The organism is Pseudoalteromonas sp. NJ631 (genome assembly GCF_000276645.1).
GTDB lineage: Bacteria > Pseudomonadota > Gammaproteobacteria > Enterobacterales > Alteromonadaceae > Pseudoalteromonas > Pseudoalteromonas piscicida.
In genome coordinates this window covers 319,548-339,941 of record NZ_AKXJ01000002.1, presented here as the reverse complement: position 1 = coordinate 339,941, position 20,394 = coordinate 319,548, and the positions used below count along the sequence as shown (strand labels likewise).

Genomic DNA, 20,394 nt, shown 5'->3' with positions numbered 1-20,394 from the left:
ATCAGCCCTTTTTTAGTCCACAGTCCTAAGCTTAATCTCAATCAGCTTAACTTAGGGCTACTTAACTTACATAATGCGAGAGAAGAAGCGTGAACGGTTTTTAGAACGACTTCTACGCATAGAAGAGCGGATCTGAGAACGTGTACCTGCAAGCCAGCTTTCGCGATCGACCTTAGCGTTATCACCACGTCTTGCTTCTTCAGTAGCTCTAAAACCACAGAATTCACGGTATGCTTTTAAATCTAGCGACAGTTCTTGTAACACAAGTTCAATCATAATCGCATCATCGACATAGCCTAATACTGGAATATGATCTGGAACGATATCTTCTGGCTCACTGAAGTATGCAAGAGACGCCATGATCTCGCGCTTTTCATCTTCTGGCATTTGCCATTCTTCATCTAACACTGCGTCAATTAGCGTTTGTAAAGAAATTAGACGAGTGCTTACAAATTCAGGAAGGTTGGATTTTTCCATCGTTGCCACTAAATCACGCGCTTTAGCAATAATTTCGGCATCACTTACATCGCCATTTTTCTCAATAGCAGCTTTCATCATTCCACGGAAGTGTTCAAGATCTGAATCAGAGAGTTCAAAGTTGATTTCTATAGACACGTCTGTGCTCCCTCAACGTTGTTATTATTAATGGTTTAAGCAAAAAGTTAAACTTATTGCAATAATCTTAGATACTAGCACATCTTTTTCAGAAGTCTTCCCATAAATTACACTTTTAACACGAATTTTTCTCTATTACGTACAAGTATAAAACCCATTGTTCAAAAGGCGTACAGCGGCTTTCACACCATATAACTAGAAGTGTTGCAGATAGCGTTTGAGAACCAGCCCGCGATAAAACTTGTTTTTTATAAACTTATTTATCTGTAGCAACTGCTTACGCCAAAAATACCGCTTTGCTCCTGTAACACTTGGTGCTCTATCTATGGTACTCGCAAACTTTTCACCATGGCTAACAGGACAAGGACTCATTACGAATACACTTAGATCTTTTTCCCAAAAATGTTGATAATCAATATCAATCGGTCTGCCGAAAGGAATTGATTTGGATAATATTTTCTTTGCTCCTTTGAGACTTACAAGCTGGGCAACGGTTCCGGCGGGTACTTTATTTTGCATAAATAACGATAACGATTTATTTAGCGGGAAGCTTGCAATCGGGGTGCGTTTGTTCTTTTGAGATTGAAATAGCTTGATCATATCCCATTCAAAAGGCAATGAAGCGATCACTTGGTCAATCTGTGCTAAGTCGTCGTGCAGTTGGAAATCATCTTCAAAAATAAAAGCATAGGGCAGTTCTAACTCAACGATTATGCTCAGTACTTTTATATGACTTAAATAACAGCCTATCTCTCCTAACGTTAAAGGTCGGTAGTATTGCTTAGCGTTTTTTAACTTACAATAGCTCGTATCTAAAACGTCTGCGCCAAGCTCTGCACCTTTTATAGCACTTATTCTTTCAAAGGGCAGTGAGAACTTATCAAACTGGAAAGTAGACTCCTTGAGTCTATCAGTACAAGAATCTAAATTGATGAGAAAAATATTCGGTTTGGTCACAATGAGTCTTAAATCCGCTAACTAATTACATTTTGAGTGTGCGACTTTTATATGACAGTGAAATGACGAAATTCTGACATAGAGTATGGGTATCAACCCTACTCTATAAGGAAAGTACTACCAGTCACTCGCAGCTGAGCAATAACTCACTGCAGTCTGACGGTCTTCCGTTCTGTTATCATGGCGACTTGACATGCCGATGATTGCACCATTACCACCTAATGTCCAAGGTTGGTCGTAGCCTGTGTATTGTGTTGTAATACATGATTCAGCGAATAGTGCAGCGCCTGTGCTAGAGGTTGCCATAGATGCGCAATTAAAGTTAAACAAACGGTCTTCTATGCCATTATCGTGGCGACTTGACATTCCGACAAAGAATTGACCATTAGGACAAACAAAGTTAAACGCTTGATCATATGAATTTACGTAACCGCTCCACTTTGTCGTTTTACGATAAATGCGACTACCGCTATCCGTTGTAAATTTTGCACAGACTAAGCTAAAGCGTCTGTCTTCTTGTTTATCTTGGTGGTAGCTTGAGATTGATTTAATAAACATATTACTTGGACAAGTGTAAGTAAATGCTTGGTCAAAATCATTTAAATACCCCGTATTGAGTTCACTATAAACACGTAAGTTACCACCAGCTAGCGTTGAAAAATCACTGGCAATTTCTGTGCGCTCAGTTTTTGCTAACTTAGTCTCAGTAACGTCATAACCTGAAACATCGTTATTAGTTTCTATTAGCGCAATTATCTCGTCTAGATTATTAGCTTGAGAAGCGGGGATCTCATATACACTGCCATTTACTGTATACTCAAATGGCTTAGCTTGTTCATTAGCCTAAGCAGGGTTACAAAACATCGCAATAGAGAGGGATAGAGCAGACAACTTTATCAATGTGTTCATCTTAATTCCTTTAAAAATAGTAGTTAATTTAGCGCTAACAACAAAAATAGCAGCTGAATTAAATGCTACTTTTTTTAATAAACAAGTTTTTTATTAACACATCAAAACCAAAGAAATGCATAATCAGCATCAATCAAATATAGACTGTTGCAGCTCCCACCCCCGCTCAAAATATATACTGCATATTTTTTCTAAATTTTTATCGCGTTACACCACAATTACTATTCACTATTTTCATATAAAAGACGCCACGCGAAGCGACATTAGAACCGAGTAAAGCAACAATTAAAAATTTATTAACGCTCAAACAGACAATGTGAAGGGGATTGCAAAGGAGAAATGCTAGGGGGACAGAGTAGGAGAAGGACAACGCTTCTCCGTATTTTACGTTTTATTTTTCAGTCACATTAAACGTAACGATCCATGGCGTGACTCTGTCGAGGCCTTTGCCTAGTTCAATTGCAATTTTGCTAGTAGAGCTCGGTGACATAATGTTCGTACGCATTAGCTGGCCACTCTTTTGGCTATCACCAACCCAAGAGTGATCTAAACATTGCTTTGCGAGACTCTGCGCATAGTTATGGATTTTTACTGCGTTTTCGTACTCTCTAAACTGCTCTGAACAAGTGTATTTTGTTTTACCAGCGGTACTTTCAATAATTTGGCACTTGTTGCCAACTAGGTGTGCCTTAGCCTGCCAAGAGTTCATTAACTTTGCACCGACTTCAGCGCCTTTAAGCGCAGAAAACCCATTTGCAGAAGCATTTAGAAGCGTATTTAGCTTTTCACACCCCGACATATCATCCAACTTTTCCTGTTGTTCAGGGCTCAATGTTGAACATCCGGCAGCAGTTAACCCTGCCAGCAATAGACCAAGTAATCTTGTTTTCATAAATCGTTCCATACTGTTCGCAATCGCACCATTAAAGTTAGACTAATATTTTGCCACTGCATAGTTGTAAGACTATGAGAAGTTTACCTTATTTATATGAACAGGAGTTGATCTAATTACAGATTTATTTCGATTGTGGTAGGTTGGCTTGTTACTGTACAATGCCTGAAACAAGCCAACGAAAAGTAGGTGAAATGGTTACTTACCCAAAGCGCAAATTACTTATGCCTATCTTTGAGCGTATTGACCACGTCACTGAGCGTAAGCCCTTGTCTCTGTAGTAGGACTATAAGATGATACAGTAAGTCTGCGGACTCATTGAGCAACTCTTCATTGTCGTTTTTCATCGCCGCTAGCGCCACCTCAACACCTTCTTCTCCAACTTTTTGACAACTACGACTTAAGTCTTTAGCAAATAAAGAGGCAGTATAGCTGCTTTCAGGAGATGCATTTTTCCTCTGGGCAATCACTCGCTCAAGCTTTCCTAAAAAAGCAAGCTCTGGCATGGTGTCCGCAAAGCAGCTTTCGCTGCCAAGGTGGCAAGTTGGACCTTGCGGCTTTGCGTAAATCAACAGGCTGTCTTTATCGCAATCGGTATGCACCTCCTCCAAGGTTAAAACATTGTTTGAGGTTTCACCTTTGGTCCAAAGACGCGATTTTGAACGCGAATAAAAAGTAACGAGTTGCTTTTCTAATGTCACTTCAAGGGCTTCTCTATTCATAAAGCCTTGCATCAATACTACCCCGGTTGATACATCTTGTACGATAGCGGGAATGAGTGTTGATTTATCAAAATCGACTTCTACTATGTTTTGTTTATTTATTATCATTGTCGTGCTGCCACATCATTATTTATTAAGAACTGCTTGAGCTTTGGAATTTCAATCACGCCTTTATGGAATACACTTGCAGCCAAGGCACCATCGACGTTAGTTTGTTTAAATACATCAACAAAGTCTTGCATGCTGCCCGCGCCACCAGAGGCGATAAGTGGCACTTTACACAGCGCTCTAATCGCACTGAGTTGCTCGATGTCATAGCCATTACGCACGCCATCTTGATTCATACAATTAAGTACAATCTCTCCGGCGCCAAGATCTTGAACTCGTTTGACCCATTCTTGCGTTTTATATCGAGTACGACTTGCCGCATTCGGGTCGCCAGTTAACTGGTATACTAAATATTCCTGAGTTTGCTTATCATAAAAGCTGTCTACGCCTACAACAACACATTGCTTGCCAAATTCGTCATGTAACTCTTTAATGAGTTTAGGCCTCGCAATAGCAGGGCTATTAATGGAGATCTTATCTGCGCCTTGCTCAAGCACTCGAGCCGCATCAGCCACTGATTTAATCCCACCAGCCACACAAAACGGTATATCTATATGTCTGGCAATTTCAGCTACCCAATTCACATCGAGCAAACGCTTTTCGACGCTAGCACTGATCTCATAAAATACCAGTTCATCAGCACCTGCCTCACTATAACGCTGGGCGAGATCAAGAATATCACCGACGACTTCATGGCCTTGAAATTTAACACCTTTGACGACCTGACCGTCTTTTACGTCTAAACAAGGAATTATGCGTTTTGATAACATGCTAAAGCCTCCTCAACGCTAAATACACCTTCAAGTAGCGACTTGCCAAGTATCACTCCACCTACTTGTTGCTTTGCAAGCCGTGCAATATCGTCAAGAGAGCTCACGCCGCCAGATGCTTGTACTTTAATTCCACTGTTATGCTTAGTGATGTCTTCGTATAAGGAAAACGATGGACCTGTCATCGTGCCATCCTTACTGATATCCGTGCATAAAAAATCACTTACACCTTGTTCAACATAAAAATCTAATAGCTCGAATAGATCGCTTTTCGCATCATTTAGCCAGCCGTGAGTGGCAGGGGACCAGCCACTTTCGGTTTTGTTAACATCAAGCGCTATCACAAATTTATCGGCGCCACATGCTTTAATCCATGCAGCAACTTCTTGCTGTTTATCGACCGCCATCGAGCCTATCACCACTTGGGCGGCTCCGGCATCTAACCATTGCTTTACGTCGTCAATACTGCGAATACCACCGCCTACCTGAAAGGGAACAGATAAAGCCTTAGTCGCCGCTTGGATAGTGCGCCATTGCTTTTTGCTCGGATCACGAGCGCCTTCTAAATCCACCAAATGTAGCTTAGCTGCGCCTGCGTTTTGGTATTCAAGTAAACGCTCGGCTAAATCAAATGGGTAAAATTGTGCGGTTTCATACTTGCCTTGATACAAACGAACAATATTGTTCTCTAATACATCTAAAGCGGGAATAATCATTGTTCGTCCTTTTATAGCTGCCAATTAATAAAGTTTTGTAAAAGCTGCGCGCCAACCTTGCTGCTGCGCTCTGGATGAAATTGCATGCCGGCATAATTGTCGTTTGCAACAATTGCAGAAAATACTTGACCGTACTCACCCGAAACCAATGTCGATTGATTGATGGTATGCGCAAAACTGTGTACAAAGTACACTTGGTCTTGTTCACTGAGCCCTGTAGTGAGCGCATGAGGCTTCATCACACATAGGTTATTCCAGCCCATATGCGGTGCAGTTAGCTCGTTAGTCTCTAACAACTCAACCTTACCAGGAATGCGACCTAAGCACGGAATATCACCTTCTTCTGTCGATTCACAAAGTAGCTGCATCCCTAAGCAAATACCCATCAAAGGCCGTTGATAGTCAGCTATTGCCTGTGCCCAGCCTTGCTCATTTAAGCGCTTCATTGCTACATTGGCGTGGCCGACGCCAGGTAAAATTGCTCGTTCAAAGCGGGCTAATTTCTCAGGTGCCGTGATCACTTCAGGTGTGACACCAAGGCGCTCAAATGCAAAACGCACTGAGTTAATATTGGCACAACCAGTATTAATAATTGCAATCATAAACACCCCTTTGAACTTGCCATTTGCTGTGACGCATCCGTTGCAATTGCCATGCGAATAGCACGAGAAAATGCTTTGAATAAGCCCTCAACTTGATGGTGGGCATTACCTTCGCTCACGCTCAAAATTAAACTCACAGCCGCATTATCCGCAAAGGATTTAAAGAAATGCTCAACCATTTGTACATCCAAGTCGCCTACTTTATCTCGTGTAAAGTCAGCATTAAGTACAAAAGACGCGCGTCCAGATAAATCCAACTGACATTCTGCTTTACATTCATCCATAGGCAACGCAAATCCATAACGTGCGATTTGTGATTTTGTGCCAAGCGCGGTCTTAAAAGCCTGACCAAGGGCAATCCCTATGTCTTCTACAAGGTGGTGCTCGTCTATATGTAAGTCACCTTTCGCCTGTATATTCAAACCAAGGTTAGCGTGAGTTCTGATCTGATCTAGCATATGGTCGAAAAAACCAAGCCCTGTTGAAATCTGCCCATTGGCTTGTTGATCCAAATTTATCGCTACCGAAATCTGTGTTTCTTTGGTATTTCTGGCAATGTGTGCACTGCGATTTAAGGTGGTTAACTTCGTCACAATGGCGGGCCAGTTATCTTCGTAGAGAATACCTTCAATGCAGAGGTTTTCTGCAAGCTGAATATCGGTTTGCCTATCGCCAATAACAAATGATTTGCTAAGGTTCACTTTACCAGAGCGCATCAGTTCAGTGAGTAATCCTGTTTTAGGTTTGCGACATTGGCAGTTGTCTTCGTCAAAGTGAGGACAGATCAGCACTTCTTCAAAACGGATACCTTGGCTTGTTAGGATTTGCATCATTTTATCTTGAGGCGCATCAAAATCAGCTTGAGGGAAGCTATCTGTGCCGAGGCCATCTTGATTAGATACCATCACTAGCTTGTAACCAAATGATTGCAGTTGTAATAGCGCTGGGATCACATTGGGTAATAGTGCCAATTTCTCTAGACTATCCACTTGTTTATCGGTTATTGGCTCTTCAATAATAGTGCCATCGCGGTCGATGAATAAATAGGGGGCGCTCATGATACTTCCTCAGTGACTTGGCATTGTTTCAGCCAGTTTTCTACTTGTTTTAATTCCTGCTCGTTGCCGATAGAGATCCGCAACCAGTTGTCCTCGCCAAACAGCACAAATGGCCGCATGATTAACCCTTGACGCATCGTTTGCTCCACAAACTGTTTGTCGGTTAGCTGTAAAGTAACAAAGTTGCCTTCGCCGCATAATATTGCGCTTACGAACTCGCTGTCTTGTAGCCATTGTATAAGCTTCTTTTTTGCTAGGTTCAAAATAGAGACTTGCCGACGCATCTGCGTTATCGCATCTGACGTTAACGCTGTTGCTGCTATTTGTGCCACAACTGTAGAAACAGGGTAGGGCGCAATCACTTTTCTCACTGGTGCCAATAGCGCTTCACTCGCTAGCATAAAGCCAACGCGAAGTCCTGCCAGTGCAAACGCTTTAGATAGTGTGCGTAGCACAACAACATTTGAGAACTCTTTGATAAGCTCAACGCAGGTTTTTTCTTCACAGAACTCAATATACGCTTCATCAACGACCACGATTGCACGGCCTTTAAGCTTATCAGCAAGTGCAGCGACTTTGCTGGCAGGTTGCATTGCACCGGTTGGGTTATTTGGATTACAAACGAAGACAAGTTTAGCGTCGCCAATTGCAGCGGTTAGTGTATCCACATCGTCATTGGCAAGCTGATCTTGGCTTAATTCATTAATAGCGATGTTGTGGGTGTCTGCCGTAACTTTGTACATACCATAAGTAGGGGTAAAGATTGCAATACTATCTTTAGCCGGTTCACAATATGTGCGTACTAATAACTCAATGCCTTCATCGGCACCACGTGTCATCAATACATTTGTTTGCTCGACCTTTGCGTAGCCTGCATAGGCATCAATTACCGTTTGTGGCTGCGGATCCGGATAACGGTTTAAGTTATCAAAGCGCATTTCAAGCACACGAGCGTATGGACTTTCATTGGCATTGAGCCACGTAGTACCTGTTAGCTTTGCACTTTTCGCAGAACTGTAGGCCTTAAGCTTTTCAATGTTATTTGGTAGCGCAATATTAGTCATTATTATTCTCCAACCTCACTTTGACGGCGTTCGCATGTGCATCTAGTCCCTCAGCTTGTGCCAAAGGTAAAATGGCAGAGCGCAAACCACGCAGGCCTTCTTTTGTGATGGTTTGTACTGTGTAAGCCTTATAAAAATCCATTAGGTTTAAACTTGAGTAGGTTTTTGAATAACCATAGGTTGGCAATACATGGTTGGTGCCAGACGCATAGTCACCTGCTGATTCTGGCGTATAGTCACCAACAAACACTGAGCCTGCGTTTTTTACTAGCGGCAGGAAACGCTCTGCATCTCTTATCTGTAAGATAAGGTGCTCTGGCCCATACTCTGCCGAGATCTCAAATGCTTGCTCTATGCTCTCAACTAAAATCAGCGTGCTATTTTTTAACGCAGCTCTGGCAATATCAGCGCGACTAAGCTTGCTTAGTTGACGCTCGATTGCAGCTTTAGTTTCTTCTATTAGTTGACTGTCAGACGCTAATAATATGACTTGCGAGTCTTCCCCATGCTCCGCTTGAGAAAGTAGATCGGCGGCGATAAATTCTGGGTTAGCGCCCTTATCTGCAATCACTAACACCTCCGAAGGGCCAGCTGGCATATCAATCGCAAGTCCCGGCACTGACTGAGAAAGCAGCTGTTTTGCCATTGTGACAAAGCTATTGCCTGGACCAAAAATTTTATTCACTTTTGGTACGCTGTTAGTACCTAGCGCCATGGCAGCAATTGCTCCTGCACCACCACACTCAATCACATCGGTAACGCCACACAATTTAGCCGCATACAAAATCGCAGGATGTATTTGGCAATCACCTTTGACTGGTGTCGCCAACACGATTGTTTTTGCACCACTTAGCTGCGCACACACCCCTTGCATCAAGACAGAAGAAGGCAGTGGCGCGCTACCACCAGGTACATACAACCCCACGGCTTCTATCGCTTGATATCTGAGCTCGCAGGTCACGCCTAGCTGAGTCTCTATTTTCTTGCTTTGTGGTAACTGCAACTGGTGAAACTTCTTTATGTTGCTATACGCTTGGTCAATAGCACTTTTAAGTTCAGGTGTTAATGCAAATTCGCTTTCAATAAGCTCTGATCCCGTTACCCGTATTCTTGGGCTAACACGGGCGTCAAACTGCTCGGCATAAGCAAGTAATGCGTTGTCGCCGTTGTGAGCGACGTTATCAATTATCTTTTCAACAGTTGCTTTTACCTTATCACCCACTTTGACCGCAGGACGGCTCAAGCATTCGCTGCGTTGCTCGCTGGTGGCTTGCTGCCAATCAAACATGCTGTTACTCCATCATCTTTTCAATTGGCATGACGAGAATTGAGTTAGCACCAAGCACTTTTAACTCTTCCATCGTCTCCCAAAATAGGGTTTCAGAGCTGACCATATGAAGTGCTACATATTCATCGCTGCCAGCAAGTGCAAGTAAAGTTGGTTGGCCTGTGCCTGGAAGTAACGCACATACTTCATCTAGCTTATTCTTTGGTGCATGCATCATGATGTACTTGCTTTCTTTTGCTTGTTTCACCCCTTTAAGGCGTGGCATTAGCTTATCGATCAACGCAAGCTTACTTTGCTCAGTCAATGCTGCATTTTGAATGAGGCAAGCGTTAGATTCTAAGATGGTATCGCCTTGCATAAGGCCATTAGCCTCAAGCGTTGCACCGGTTGATACTAAGTCACAAATCGCGTCAGCAAGGCCTGCTCGAGGTGCTACTTCTACCGAGCCCGTTAACATGACCACGCTAGCATCGATGTTCTCACGTTTTAGATATTGCTTTAAAATCTCAGGGTAGGTGGTTGCGATGCGTTTGCCGTTAAACCACGCTTTTTCCTGTTGACCTAGCTCTTGTGGCCACGCCAGCGCTAAACGGCAAAAGCCAAAGTCCAGTTTTGAAAGCTTAGTGACTTCAGCAAACTGCTCGTTGCGAACACGTTCAGCTTGAACTTCTTCTAAAACGTTTTCGCCAACAATGCCTAAATCACAAACGCCGTCCATTACAAGGCCAGGGATATCGTCATCGCGTACTCTAAGTACATCAATAGGCATGTTGGTAGAGTGGGCAATTAAACGCTGTTCACGTAGGTTTAGTTTTACACCAAGTTGTTTGAGTAGGGCTTGGCAATCCTTTGAAAGACGGCCTGATTTTTGGATTGCGATTCTTAAACGGTTGCTGTTGCTCATTATTTATTTCCTAATTCTTTAAACGAAAAACCCCGAGGCGGAACCTCGGGGCGAAATAAACTTTAACTATACTTTTTGCTTCGCCGGAGGTTCCTTTAAGGAATAACCCACCAGCGAAATAACTGACAGGTTATCCCGTATGATGATGGTGATGATGAATTGCTGTCAGTGTCATTAGCATGATGTTACCTTTGTAATATATCTGCTGTTCAAAAAGTTCATTTATAGATAAACATAATTTTGTTCTACTTGGCAATCATTTTTTAACGCAAATTAAAGAATAGCTTATAACAGCCGATAATAAGTAAGACCAACAGTAGGTTAGTGGGGGAACAGATGGATGCATTTAAACCTTTTTTAGGCCCAATCGTACGGCTAGATGTAACTCATAAGTCTGCATTTCATGTAGCTGGTGTGCAGCACTATAAGATTGAAAAAGTTAAGAAAGATCTAAAAACCGAGATCGAACTTAAACGCCAAGCTGCTGAGCATGACAAAATTAAAGAAAGCGAAGATGAAGAAGATGAGGAGGAGGAAAAATCTCACGAAGAACACAAGGGTGAGAATCTAGATACATGGGCGTAGATTTATTTTGCATAAAATAACCTGTTGAACATCTTTCAATACCAAAGTTTATCTATTCCCCAACATATCCCACTCGCTTTTTCGAACCTAGCTTATGTATCGTCTAGTCCAGCGAGAGCCCGATGAATATCTCGCTCAGTTGAGCGCACCTTGGTGAGGTTCAATGCCTGAAGGTACGTACTTCTAGCGTTTTCGCTTTGTTTGAGCTCCAGGTACAACTCAGCCTGAAGCATTAAATACTCTATATGCTGCTCATCCTGTACTCGCTCTTTTCCCAATAAGCGTTCCATAGCGTCAACAGCCCTACGCTTATCCCCGTGTTGCTGAAGCGCTAAATAAGCCGATGAAACACAAGCATCTCTCCACATTGGTAGTTGGCTTAGTGAAATATGCTCAATCAGGCACCCGTTAGTGAATAAACGCTGCGCTGCGTCTTTCGCTGAGAAAGTCCACAATAAGTTAGCAGCTCGATGGATCAAAACGATATCTTGCGCATAATGTTGACCCACAGAAGCTACCGTTTTTAGGGCCAACTCTTCATTTTGTGTGTTTTGTAAGTAATCCATAAAAGCCAAGTTATAGTAACGGTTATCCATTGCTTTTAGTCTATCAACTATTGCTTTTGATGCTTTTTTTTCAGAATCCCAAAAACCACTTTCTATAGCTAATGCTTTCGCTGCAGATACTAAGTACTCAGGATTATTTGGCGCCAATTCTGCGGCTCTTATAAAGTGCTTGTTAGACTTTTCAACTAAGCTAAGTTTATTAAAAAGGTTTGACTGTTGCTTAATTTGATACCATAAATTACCAGCAGTAAAATGCACCTTTGCATTGTCTATATGACGCTTAATCAAGGTGTTTAACAGTGCTTCTTTATTATCATCTTTTTGCGCAACCGCAACTGACACGGCCATTATTTCAGCATCAAGTTCTTTATCTTTCAGTGTGTTAATGATTTTAGTGACTTGCTGATATTGACGATGATAAAAAGCAGACTCAAGCATCGTTATTTGAGAATTGAGTTGCTGTGCATATGTTAAAGCACTATACAAAATAATAACCGTGCAAGAGGTATATATAAGCGACTTAATAAACATGTTGTGTCCTTTTTAGTGTGTCCATTATCACTATTGTGTGTTTTCTAACGTAAGCTTAATTTGCAGTTTTGATACCAGCTTTTACTTTTTATATTTTTATACATACAATCAATATGATGTAGGCTGTTATCGCGTTACTCTTACTGTATTTTGCGTGCCATTATCGATACACTCGCCATGTTCTGTTTCGATACCGATACATTTGATAGTTCTGTTTGTATTCAATACATCAAACAAGGTTGCATAAATTAACGACCATTTATTTAAGGAGAAATAACATGTCGTATAAATCAGTAAAAAATCTCGTAGGTTGGTTCGTTGTAGGTCTATCTGCACTAGCGTTAGCCCCAAGTGTTGTGCCCGGTAGCATGGCTGTTTTAGCATTTTACTTAAGCCTTGCACTGCTCCTAGTTTCCTTGTTTACCATTTCTTCAGCCAATCACCACCACTTTCAATTGACAGCCATCATTGTCGGTGTCGGTATGCTGGTTTTGAACGATTACTTGCGTGTTATCATGCCTTCACCAGAGCCTACTTGGCCTAACCGCATCACTTTGTATCTCGTGTATTTCACTATTTGTGGGATAGGCATGATTAAGATTAAACGACAACTTAACAGGTAATACCAGTTGTATTAAGTAAATGATCTATTTTGAAGCGGGGAAATAGCTTTAGTAGCTAGGCAAAAACTTTGCTATTTAGTGTTCTAAATGAGAAGTTTTTAACGAAGCTAATATGCTATTTCACCCTTCAAATTGATTAGAGAATTAATTCAATTGGTATCAACACTCAGTTATTGCCAAACAGCGGTTGCGATTTGCTGCTTAGCCACATACAATTTCGCGACCTGTCTGTTTGTAAACTACATTACTTTGGCTGTATCTACGACTTTCTCTTCTACGGGGCCTTTAGCCCAGCATTTCCCGGGCTATCAACCAAGACAGCCCCAAATTGATATGGCCATTGCGGTAGAAGAAACCATACAAAATGGTGGACAATGCGTCGCCGAAGCAGGAACAGGGACGGGGAAAACGTTTGCCTATCTCATACCAGCCTTTCAGTCTAAAAGTAAAGTCATCGTCTCAACCGGCTCTAAGGCCTTGCAAGAGCAATTATTCCATCGTGACGTACCGACCCTAAAAAAGGTGCTTAGCAGTGGTAAAAAAGTCACTTTGCTAAAGGGTAGAGCCAATTACCTTTGCCCTTACCGTTTATCACAGCATTTAAGCCATGTGCCAACCGACGACCCAGATGTGATGCACCAACTTGCCATGGTTGCAAAGTTCGCTTCTGAAACACACAGTGGAGACTTAGCAGACTGTGTCGGTATCGAAGAAGACGCAAAGGTACTACCCTACGTTACCTCAACTGCAGATAACTGTTTAGGAAAAGAGTGCCCAGACTACGAAGACTGCTATATCCGAAAGGCAAGATTAAAGGCAGTCGATGCCGATGTTGTGGTGATCAATCATCATTTATTTTTTGCCGATATGGCCGTAAAAGATTTAGGCTTTGCGGAGCTAATGCCAACCGCGGATAGCTATATCTTCGATGAGGCACATCAATTACCAGAAATAGCCAGTGACTACTTTGGTGAGACTATCAGCACTAAAGCTTTACAAGCGCTTATTAACGATTTAAGAGTGATCTATCGTTCTGATATTCCAGATATGTTGCAACTAGGCAAAACACTCAATAAATTGGAAACCAGCGTCGCCGATTTGCGTTTGGTATTTGGTGGCGATGGTGCCCGTGGTGATTGGCGTGAGGCGCTGTCGAATAAACCGATTTGCGATGCCATGCATCGAGTGATTGCTAACTTAGACTTTCTCTATAAAGTGCTTAAACTTTGTCTGGATAGAAGCGAAAAAATAGAACACCCATTTGAAAAGGTCATGACCTTTAAAAATCAGTTTGAACGAGCCTTTGATACCAGTCAAACTGGATTTAGTTACTGGTTCGAAACCACAAGACGCTTTTTATCTATTCATATCACGCCGCTTGATGTATCAAGTAAGTTTGCACAAATTGTCAAAACCACAGAGGCAAGCTTTGTATTTACCTCCGCCACCTTATCCGTTGATAATTCCCTAGAGCATTTTAGTCGTAGCTTAGGGCTTAAACCAACCTCACAATTTATTGTTGATAGTCCATTTAATTATAAGCAGCAAGCCTTACTATGCCTGCCACGCTATCTGCCAGAAACCCGTGACGACTTAATGCCACATGCGCTGGTAAAGCTTGCAAAACAGGTGATTGAAGCTGCAAAAGGGCGTACATTTTTACTCTTTACCAGTTATCGCGCGATGCATTTAGTGTACGAAGGACTGAATACGGCACTGCAATATCCCATTTTTATGCAGGGTCAAGCATCGAAACGGATAATTTTAGAGCAATTTATTCGTCACGGTAACGCCGTACTACTTGGTACAGCCTCCTTTTGGGAGGGCGTGGATGTGAGAGGTGACACTTTGAGTTGTGTTGTCATTGATAAGCTACCATTTGCTGCACCAGATGACCCTTTGTTGCAAGCGCGCATGCGAGACGCTGAAATGCGTGGATTAGAACCCTTTGATGCAATACAACTCCCCCAAGCTGTTATCGCGTTGAAACAGGGGGTTGGGCGATTAATTCGTGATGCTAACGATAAAGGTGTACTGATTATTTGCGATAATCGCTTAGTTACGAGAAAATACGGCCAGACGTTTTTAAGTAGTTTGCCTGATATGTCTCGCACGAGAGACTTAAACAAGGCAATTCGATTTTTAGAGAATATTGATAAAAATGAAAAATAACCTGTTGGCCATAGACGCCTCCACCGAAGCACTCAGTATTGCATTGCACTATGAAGGCAAGTTTATTCGCCACTTCGAGGTTTGCCCACAGCAGCATAGCCAAAAGATACTTCCCTTAGTTGAACGTATTTTACGCGAAGCCGATATCACCCTTAGTGAGCTTGATGGCATTGTATTTGGACGTGGGCCTGGCAGCTTCACTGGGGTGAGAATAAGTACAGCGGTTGCGCAAGGCTTAGCATATTCTTCAGGTCTTAAGTTAGTTGGTGTTTCAACTTTGCAGGCGATGGCGCAACAGGCATACATGGAAGCAGGCAAGTCCAGCGTAGTGTCGGCAATAGATGCACGTATGGGTGAGATCTACTTATGCCAATACAACGGCGAAACTCGTGGTGTTATTCAACCAAGCACCGAAGAAACAGTTATTAAACCTGAAAATATCGACTTCACATCAAGTGGTGCGGCCGGTGTTGGTACAGGATGGCAAGCATTCTCAGAGCTTGCCACACAGCTTGAATGCGAAATCATTGACAATATCACGTTACCTGATGCTTATTACATGCTGTTTATAGCTGACGATAGTTTCACACAAGGCTTATCTGTGGATGCAGCTGACGCCCAGCCGCAATATGTGAGGGATACTGTGACGTGGAAAAAGTTGCCAGGTCGAGAATAAAGGCGTATTTTTATACAAGCACTTCGTATTTATTGAGCTAAACCGTGAAACTAAATTCAATCATTCAACAAGCAGGTACATATCAAGTAAAGCCACAGCCTAAAAAGGCGGTGAGCCCTGCTATTGAAGAAGGAAATACGGCTAAGCTCAATACCGCTCAGATCAAAACCAGTGAAAAGGGCATTGCGTTGGTGGAGCAGTTCCAATCTCAGCAACGTTCGACTATCTACGACCGCCCTAACTTTCGTACTGGACAAGCAATTAGTGAATACAAAGCAATTGCAACGGAAGCAAGACGAGATGAGATCAAAAGTATGATTGGCGTTTCTGTTTACGCGTAATACCTCTTCCAAGAATTGAAAACAAAGAAGGTCAGCAAATGCTGACCTTCTTTGTTTTTGAAAGTAAATGAAGATTTTTACTTTTTAATAAATCCAATCAGTTTATCAGCAATTGCGGTATTGTTTTGCGAGCCGATGAACGCTTCTTTACCTTTTCCATGGGCAAACACTTGTACATCGATAGCGGTGTGACCACCCGTTGTCCAACCAGTGAAAGATGCATCACTAATTGCCTCTTTAACGACAACACTAAGCGCCTTCGGACCTTGTGAAAGTGCTTCTTTTACTTTTAGCTCAGTCGCACTATCATACTCAAGACCTGTGAGATCTTGCCATGTTGCTTTAACGTCTTTTGTCTTTGCGAGTGCTTTTGCTATCTCGCCCGCTGAACCTTTCACTTTAGCGATAATATCACGCTCCCAGCGATACTGACCATTCGCACCAAGCGTTAATCCACCGGTAGAGTGATCTGCTGTGATCACCAAGATAGTGTCAGGGTTGTTATCGACAAAAGCCTTTGCCAACTTAATTGACTCTGCAAAGTCGTCCATTTCATGCATAGCACAAGCGATATCATTGGCATGTCCACACCAGTCAATCTGACTACCTTCAATCATTAAGAAGAAGCCTTTATCATTCTGGTTTTCCAATAATGATAATGCCGTTTTAGTCATTTTAGTTAGGCGCTGCGGCTCTTCATCAATTGCGAATGGCAGACCTACTTCTGCGAACAGACCCATCGCAGGAATTTTATTTAGCGTATCTAGCTTAGATAAAGCATCGACGTATTGATAACCTGCATCTTTAAATTCATTAACTAGGTTTCTATCTTCACGAATGAAGTATTTAGTGCCACCACCAAGCATAAGATCTACAGGTAATTTTCCTGCGATTTTATTGTCGATGTAATCATTGGCAATATCGTCATAGTTACGACGTGATTCATTATGAGACGCGAAACTTGCAGGTGTCGCGTGGTTAATTTGCGATGTTGCAACAAGCGCGGTTGTTTTACCTTTTCTTTTCGCCACTTCAAGCATCGTTTCCAAATGTTCTTTATGGGTATCTACCGCAATTGCGCCATTATAGCTTTTAGTTCCTGTACTTAAGGCGGTTGCGCCCGCAGCACTGTCTGTTACAACCGTGTCGTCGTCTGGGTAGGTATGCGCCATACCAACCAAAATAGAGTCAAAAACCGTTGGATCAACCACTTTCGTTGAAGGGTCATCTTTAAAATAACGGTAGCCCGTAGTGTAAGCCGGCCCCATACCGTCGCCAATCATATAAATAATGTTTTTTGGAGCAGCCAATGTCGGAGCCGCAAATACTAATCCAACAAATGAGGCCAAAAGGCTAGTTTTGAAATTCATTGTTATTCCCGTGTACTTATTGTGATAGAGGTATGTGATTCTCTACTATTTGATCGATTTAAAACACATTCTTAATAGAATGGATGTTCGATAAAAATATTTTCAACAAATCAAAGTAGTAAGTTCAAATATGTCACGGTAAGATGATAAATCAATGATGGTACAATGAACACTAAAAGAATTCGTCGATGTCTCTATATGCGATAAAAGAACAAAAAATCGGGCCATTCTCCTACCAAAGCTGGGGAGAGGGAAAGCAAACCGTTATCTACCTTCATGGTTGGCAAGACAACAGCAACAGTTTTGTGCCGTTTACGCCATTTTGCAATACACAATACACACATATCGCGCTTGACTTACCAGGTCATGGACACTCCGATTGGAAAAGTGCCGACGCCTTTTATTACTTTATCGACTATGTCTATGACTTAAAGTGCTTTTTAGATTTGGCACAGATCAAAACGTGCCATATCGTTGGTCATTCTATGGGGGCGATGATAGCTAACTTGTTTGCAAGCTGCTATCCAACACGTTGTTTATCTTTAGTACTAATCGAGGGAATAGGGATCGTGAGTACCTCAGAGAGTGATACCAAAACCCAGCTCATTAATGCGTTTAATTCCCGAGATAAATTAAAACAATCTGAACCACGGGTTTATCCTGATATAAATACACTTGCGCAACTGCGTAGTAAAGTCAGTGATGTTTCTTTAGAAATAGCGGCGCTGCTTATGGCAAGAAATACCCAGCAGCATCCTGATGGCGTGCAACTTAGATTGGATCCCCGACTAAAGCATCACTCTGGATTTAGGTATTCCATCTCTCAAGCAAAATCGGCGCTTAATGGGATATCCATTCCAACCTTATTGGTGTTAGCGGAACAAGGCTATGACATGATTGTCAGACAATATAGTCAATTTAAAGGCTGTTTCGACTCACTAAAGCTTGAGAAAATACCTGGTGGCCACCATTGCCATATGGAAAACCCGGAAATTTGCTATAAGCTAATTGAGGCACACCAAAACTGCGACAAAACATCGTTTACAACTGAAGGAGCGTAAAGAATAAACTAATCATGGAAAGAAAAGTTCACAAAGAGCGCTAAAGCCCACGTTTCAACAGCATCTAGATTGTAAATCCTCAGATATTGTGGGAATATGGCGTTTTTAGAGTATTTGCTCAATTGTTAAAGTGCCTTACATCGTTTATGGTTTAGGGTGAATATAAAAATAACGAGAACACAGGAGCTAAGAGTGGAAAAAATCTGGCTTAAGCGCTACCCAGAAGGTATGCCTGAAACTATCGACCCAGAGCATTACAACTCATTGCTTGAATTATTTGAAAAAAGTTTTGCAGATTATGCTCAGTATCCAGCCTACACCAATATGGGTAAGACACTGACTTATCAGCAAGTTGATGAAAAAACCAAAGCAGTTGCTAGTTATATACAAAATGAATTGAAACTTGGCCGGGGCGATAAAGTTGCTGTCATGATGCCAAACTTGTTACAAACCCCAGTTACTATTTTAGGTGTATTACGTGCTGGTTGTACCGTTGTAAACGTCAATCCGCTTTACACCGTACGCGAATTAGAGCATCAGCTAAATGACTCCGAGTCAAAAGCTATCTTTATTCTTGCAAACTTTGCCCATACACTGGAGCAGGCTTTACCAAAAACAAGTGTGAAGCACGTAGTGCTGACAGAAATTGGTGACATGTTAGGTGGCTTCAAAAAGCACTTGGTGAACTTTGTTGTTAAGCACTTCAAAAAAATGGTGCCTGACTTTAGCCTGCCAAATACCATTCCTTTCAAAGAAGTAATTGCAGCAGATCCTACAAAATATCAGAAACCTGATGTGACGCTAAGTGACCTTGCCTTCTTGCAATACACTGGCGGTACAACTGGCGTATCTAAAGGCGCGATGCTTACTCATGGCAACATGGTAGCAAACCTAGAGCAAGTTTCTGGCTGTTTAGATACAGTATTAGTTAAAGGAAAAGAGGTCGTCATCACGGCGCTACCGCTATACCATATCTTTGCATTAACAGCGAACTGTTTGACCTTTATGAAGTACGGTGGTCATAATATCTTGATCACTAACCCTCGAGATATGCCGGCCTTCGTAAAAGAGTTGGCAAAAGTTCCATTTACCGCTATCACCGGTGTAAACACGTTATTTAATGGCCTATTAAACACGCCAGGGTTTGCCGACCTCGACTTTTCAACCCTGAAAATGTCTCTAGGTGGTGGTATGGCTGTACAACGCCCTGTCGCTGAGCGCTGGCAAAAGGTGACAAAATCAAAGCTGATGGAAGGTTATGGCCTTACAGAATGTGCGCCGCTAGTTACTATTTGCCCACATGATCTTGAAGCCTACAACGGTTCTATTGGTTTGCCTGCACCAAGCACTGACATTAAGATTGTTGATGACACCGGTAATGAAACACCTAAAGGTGAGCCTGGAGAGCTGTGTGTTAAGGGTCCGCAGGTGATGGCTGGTTACTACAACCGTCCAGACGCAACCGCCGAATGTTTAAAAGACGGCTGGTTTGCAACAGGTGATATCGCTACTTATGATGATGATGGTTTCTTCTACATCGTTGATCGTAAAAAAGACATGATCTTAGTGTCCGGCTTTAACGTTTTCCCTAATGAAATCGAAGAAGTCGTTGCTATGCACGAAGGCGTGTTAGAAGTTGCGGCGGTTGGTGTGCCACACGAGGTTAGTGGTGAGCAAGTTAAAGTTTTTATTGTTAAAAAAGACCCATCTTTGACAGAAAAAGATATAATTGCACATTGCCGAGATAATCTAACGAACTATAAAGTACCAAAGCTAGTTGAGTTTAGAGATGAACTGCCAAAGACTAACGTTGGTAAAATACTGCGTAGAGCGTTAAAAGAATAACAAATAGAGCCGGCACTAG

The 20,394-nt window shown here is 42.1% G+C and carries 20 protein-coding genes and 1 pseudogene; 7 read left to right on the top strand and 14 right to left on the bottom strand.

The genetic code is table 11. The features are described from left to right. Positions 1 to 66 precede the first annotated feature (66 nt). The 12 genes and pseudogenes from A587_RS0106025 to hisG all read right to left on the bottom strand — a co-directional run bounded on the left by A587_RS0106025 (position 67) and on the right by hisG (position 10,605). Positions 67 to 615 carry a YkvA family protein gene (locus tag A587_RS0106025; protein ID WP_010377130.1) on the bottom strand — a complete coding sequence of 183 codons (549 nt, stop codon included), beginning with the start codon at positions 613 to 615 and terminating at the stop codon, positions 67 to 69. Between the two features lie 195 nt (positions 616 to 810). Then, positions 811 to 1,572 carry a glycosyltransferase family 25 protein gene (locus tag A587_RS0106020; protein WP_017216839.1) on the bottom strand — a complete coding sequence of 254 codons (762 nt, stop codon included), beginning with the start codon at positions 1,570 to 1,572 and terminating at the stop codon, positions 811 to 813. A 117-nt stretch (positions 1,573 to 1,689) separates the two neighbouring features. After that, positions 1,690 to 2,481, bottom strand: a pseudogene (locus A587_RS23840) (dermatopontin-like protein). Positions 2,482 to 2,872: 391 nt separating this feature from the next. Next, positions 2,873 to 3,373 (bottom strand): hypothetical protein, encoded by a 501-nt coding sequence (locus A587_RS0106010; protein ID WP_017216837.1) that lies wholly within the window; start codon positions 3,371 to 3,373, stop codon positions 2,873 to 2,875. Positions 3,374 to 3,591: 218 nt separating this feature from the next. Further along, the gene (gene hisIE, locus A587_RS0106005; protein WP_017216836.1) at positions 3,592 to 4,203 is read right to left on the bottom strand and encodes a bifunctional phosphoribosyl-AMP cyclohydrolase/phosphoribosyl-ATP diphosphatase HisIE; all 612 of its coding nucleotides are present in this window, start codon (positions 4,201 to 4,203) and stop codon (positions 3,592 to 3,594) included. Next, positions 4,200 to 4,973 carry an imidazole glycerol phosphate synthase subunit HisF gene (gene hisF, locus A587_RS0106000; protein ID WP_017216835.1) on the bottom strand — a complete coding sequence of 258 codons (774 nt, stop codon included), beginning with the start codon at positions 4,971 to 4,973 and terminating at the stop codon, positions 4,200 to 4,202. Before hisF ends, hisIE begins: the two co-directional genes overlap by 4 nt. Then, positions 4,955 to 5,689: a 1-(5-phosphoribosyl)-5-[(5-phosphoribosylamino)methylideneamino] imidazole-4-carboxamide isomerase gene (locus A587_RS0105995; protein WP_017216834.1), complete on the bottom strand. Its 735-nt coding sequence runs from the start codon at positions 5,687 to 5,689 to the stop codon at positions 4,955 to 4,957. Before A587_RS0105995 ends, hisF begins: the two co-directional genes overlap by 19 nt. Before the next feature lie 11 nt (positions 5,690 to 5,700). Beyond that, entirely contained in the window at positions 5,701 to 6,291 is a 591-nt protein-coding gene (gene hisH / locus A587_RS0105990; RefSeq protein ID WP_017216833.1) for an imidazole glycerol phosphate synthase subunit HisH, read from the bottom strand. Next, positions 6,288 to 7,349, bottom strand: coding sequence for a bifunctional histidinol-phosphatase/imidazoleglycerol-phosphate dehydratase HisB (gene hisB / locus A587_RS0105985; protein WP_017216832.1), 1,062 nt, complete (start codon positions 7,347 to 7,349; stop codon positions 6,288 to 6,290). The genes hisH and hisB overlap by 4 nt, the downstream gene beginning before the upstream one ends. Then, entirely contained in the window at positions 7,346 to 8,413 is a 1,068-nt protein-coding gene (gene hisC, locus A587_RS0105980; RefSeq protein WP_017216831.1) for a histidinol-phosphate transaminase, read from the bottom strand. Before hisC ends, hisB begins: the two co-directional genes overlap by 4 nt. Next, entirely contained in the window at positions 8,406 to 9,701 is a 1,296-nt protein-coding gene (gene hisD, locus A587_RS0105975; protein WP_017216830.1) for a histidinol dehydrogenase, read from the bottom strand. The genes hisC and hisD overlap by 8 nt, the downstream gene beginning before the upstream one ends. A 4-nt stretch (positions 9,702 to 9,705) precedes the next feature. Then, on the bottom strand, positions 9,706 to 10,605 hold the full coding sequence (gene hisG / locus A587_RS0105970; protein WP_017216829.1) for an ATP phosphoribosyltransferase: 900 nt from the start codon (positions 10,603 to 10,605) through the stop codon (positions 9,706 to 9,708). Between the two features lie 336 nt (positions 10,606 to 10,941). Here hisG and A587_RS0105965 point away from each other — a divergent pair, with 336 nt between their 5' ends. Next, positions 10,942 to 11,190, top strand: a complete 249-nt coding sequence (locus A587_RS0105965) for a hypothetical protein (RefSeq protein WP_017216828.1) — start codon at positions 10,942 to 10,944, stop codon at positions 11,188 to 11,190. 92 nt (positions 11,191 to 11,282) lie between these two features. Here A587_RS0105965 and A587_RS0105960 read toward each other — a convergent pair whose 3' ends face one another. After that, positions 11,283 to 12,287, bottom strand: coding sequence for a hypothetical protein (locus A587_RS0105960; protein ID WP_017216827.1), 1,005 nt, complete (start codon positions 12,285 to 12,287; stop codon positions 11,283 to 11,285). A gap of 278 nt (positions 12,288 to 12,565) precedes the next feature. Here A587_RS0105960 and A587_RS0105955 point away from each other — a divergent pair, with 278 nt between their 5' ends. From A587_RS0105955 to A587_RS0105940, 4 genes are all read left to right on the top strand, one after another. Next, positions 12,566 to 12,910, top strand: a complete 345-nt coding sequence (locus A587_RS0105955) for a hypothetical protein (protein ID WP_017216826.1) — start codon at positions 12,566 to 12,568, stop codon at positions 12,908 to 12,910. Positions 12,911 to 13,243: 333 nt separating this feature from the next. Beyond that, positions 13,244 to 15,082 (top strand): ATP-dependent DNA helicase, encoded by a 1,839-nt coding sequence (locus A587_RS0105950; RefSeq protein WP_017216825.1) that lies wholly within the window; start codon positions 13,244 to 13,246, stop codon positions 15,080 to 15,082. Continuing rightward, positions 15,072 to 15,758 carry a tRNA (adenosine(37)-N6)-threonylcarbamoyltransferase complex dimerization subunit type 1 TsaB gene (gene tsaB / locus A587_RS0105945; protein ID WP_017216824.1) on the top strand — a complete coding sequence of 229 codons (687 nt, stop codon included), beginning with the start codon at positions 15,072 to 15,074 and terminating at the stop codon, positions 15,756 to 15,758. The genes A587_RS0105950 and tsaB overlap by 11 nt, the downstream gene beginning before the upstream one ends. A 44-nt stretch (positions 15,759 to 15,802) precedes the next feature. After that, entirely contained in the window at positions 15,803 to 16,099 is a 297-nt protein-coding gene (locus tag A587_RS0105940) for a hypothetical protein (RefSeq protein ID WP_017216823.1), read from the top strand. Positions 16,100 to 16,176: 77 nt separating this feature from the next. Here A587_RS0105940 and A587_RS0105935 read toward each other — a convergent pair whose 3' ends face one another. Continuing rightward, positions 16,177 to 17,469, bottom strand: coding sequence for an alkaline phosphatase (locus A587_RS0105935; protein ID WP_017216822.1), 1,293 nt, complete (start codon positions 17,467 to 17,469; stop codon positions 16,177 to 16,179). Positions 17,470 to 17,657: 188 nt separating this feature from the next. Between A587_RS0105935 and A587_RS0105930 the strand changes: the two genes are divergently transcribed. Further along, positions 17,658 to 18,530, top strand: coding sequence for an alpha/beta fold hydrolase (locus tag A587_RS0105930; protein WP_017216821.1), 873 nt, complete (start codon positions 17,658 to 17,660; stop codon positions 18,528 to 18,530). Between the two features lie 192 nt (positions 18,531 to 18,722). After that, positions 18,723 to 20,375, top strand: coding sequence for a long-chain-fatty-acid--CoA ligase FadD (fadD, locus tag A587_RS0105925; RefSeq protein ID WP_017216820.1), 1,653 nt, complete (start codon positions 18,723 to 18,725; stop codon positions 20,373 to 20,375). Positions 20,376 to 20,394: the final 19 nt, after the last annotated feature.

Excerpts from the sequence above, each read along its gene's own strand:
- A587_RS0106010 (WP_017216837.1), bottom strand. The coding sequence starts at position 3,373 with ATGAAAACAAGATTACTTGGTCTATTGCTGGCAGGGTTAACTGCTGCC.
- hisIE (WP_017216836.1), bottom strand. The coding sequence starts at position 4,203 with ATGATAATAAATAAACAAAACATAGTAGAAGTCGATTTTGATAAATCA.
- hisF (WP_017216835.1), bottom strand. The coding sequence starts at position 4,973 with ATGTTATCAAAACGCATAATTCCTTGTTTAGACGTAAAAGACGGTCAG.
- A587_RS0105995 (WP_017216834.1), bottom strand. The coding sequence starts at position 5,689 with ATGATTATTCCCGCTTTAGATGTATTAGAGAACAATATTGTTCGTTTG.
- hisH (WP_017216833.1), bottom strand. The coding sequence starts at position 6,291 with ATGATTGCAATTATTAATACTGGTTGTGCCAATATTAACTCAGTGCGT.
- hisB (WP_017216832.1), bottom strand. The coding sequence starts at position 7,349 with ATGAGCGCCCCCTATTTATTCATCGACCGCGATGGCACTATTATTGAA.
- hisC (WP_017216831.1), bottom strand. The coding sequence starts at position 8,413 with ATGACTAATATTGCGCTACCAAATAACATTGAAAAGCTTAAGGCCTAC.
- hisD (WP_017216830.1), bottom strand. The coding sequence starts at position 9,701 with ATGTTTGATTGGCAGCAAGCCACCAGCGAGCAACGCAGCGAATGCTTG.
- hisG (WP_017216829.1), bottom strand. The coding sequence starts at position 10,605 with ATGAGCAACAGCAACCGTTTAAGAATCGCAATCCAAAAATCAGGCCGT.
- A587_RS0105965 (WP_017216828.1), top strand. The coding sequence starts at position 10,942 with ATGGATGCATTTAAACCTTTTTTAGGCCCAATCGTACGGCTAGATGTA.
- A587_RS0105960 (WP_017216827.1), bottom strand. The coding sequence starts at position 12,287 with ATGTTTATTAAGTCGCTTATATATACCTCTTGCACGGTTATTATTTTG.
- A587_RS0105955 (WP_017216826.1), top strand. The coding sequence starts at position 12,566 with ATGTCGTATAAATCAGTAAAAAATCTCGTAGGTTGGTTCGTTGTAGGT.
- A587_RS0105950 (WP_017216825.1), top strand. The coding sequence starts at position 13,244 with ATGGCCATTGCGGTAGAAGAAACCATACAAAATGGTGGACAATGCGTC.
- tsaB (WP_017216824.1), top strand. The coding sequence starts at position 15,072 with ATGAAAAATAACCTGTTGGCCATAGACGCCTCCACCGAAGCACTCAGT.
- A587_RS0105935 (WP_017216822.1), bottom strand. The coding sequence starts at position 17,469 with ATGAATTTCAAAACTAGCCTTTTGGCCTCATTTGTTGGATTAGTATTT.
- A587_RS0105930 (WP_017216821.1), top strand. The coding sequence starts at position 17,658 with ATGTCTCTATATGCGATAAAAGAACAAAAAATCGGGCCATTCTCCTAC.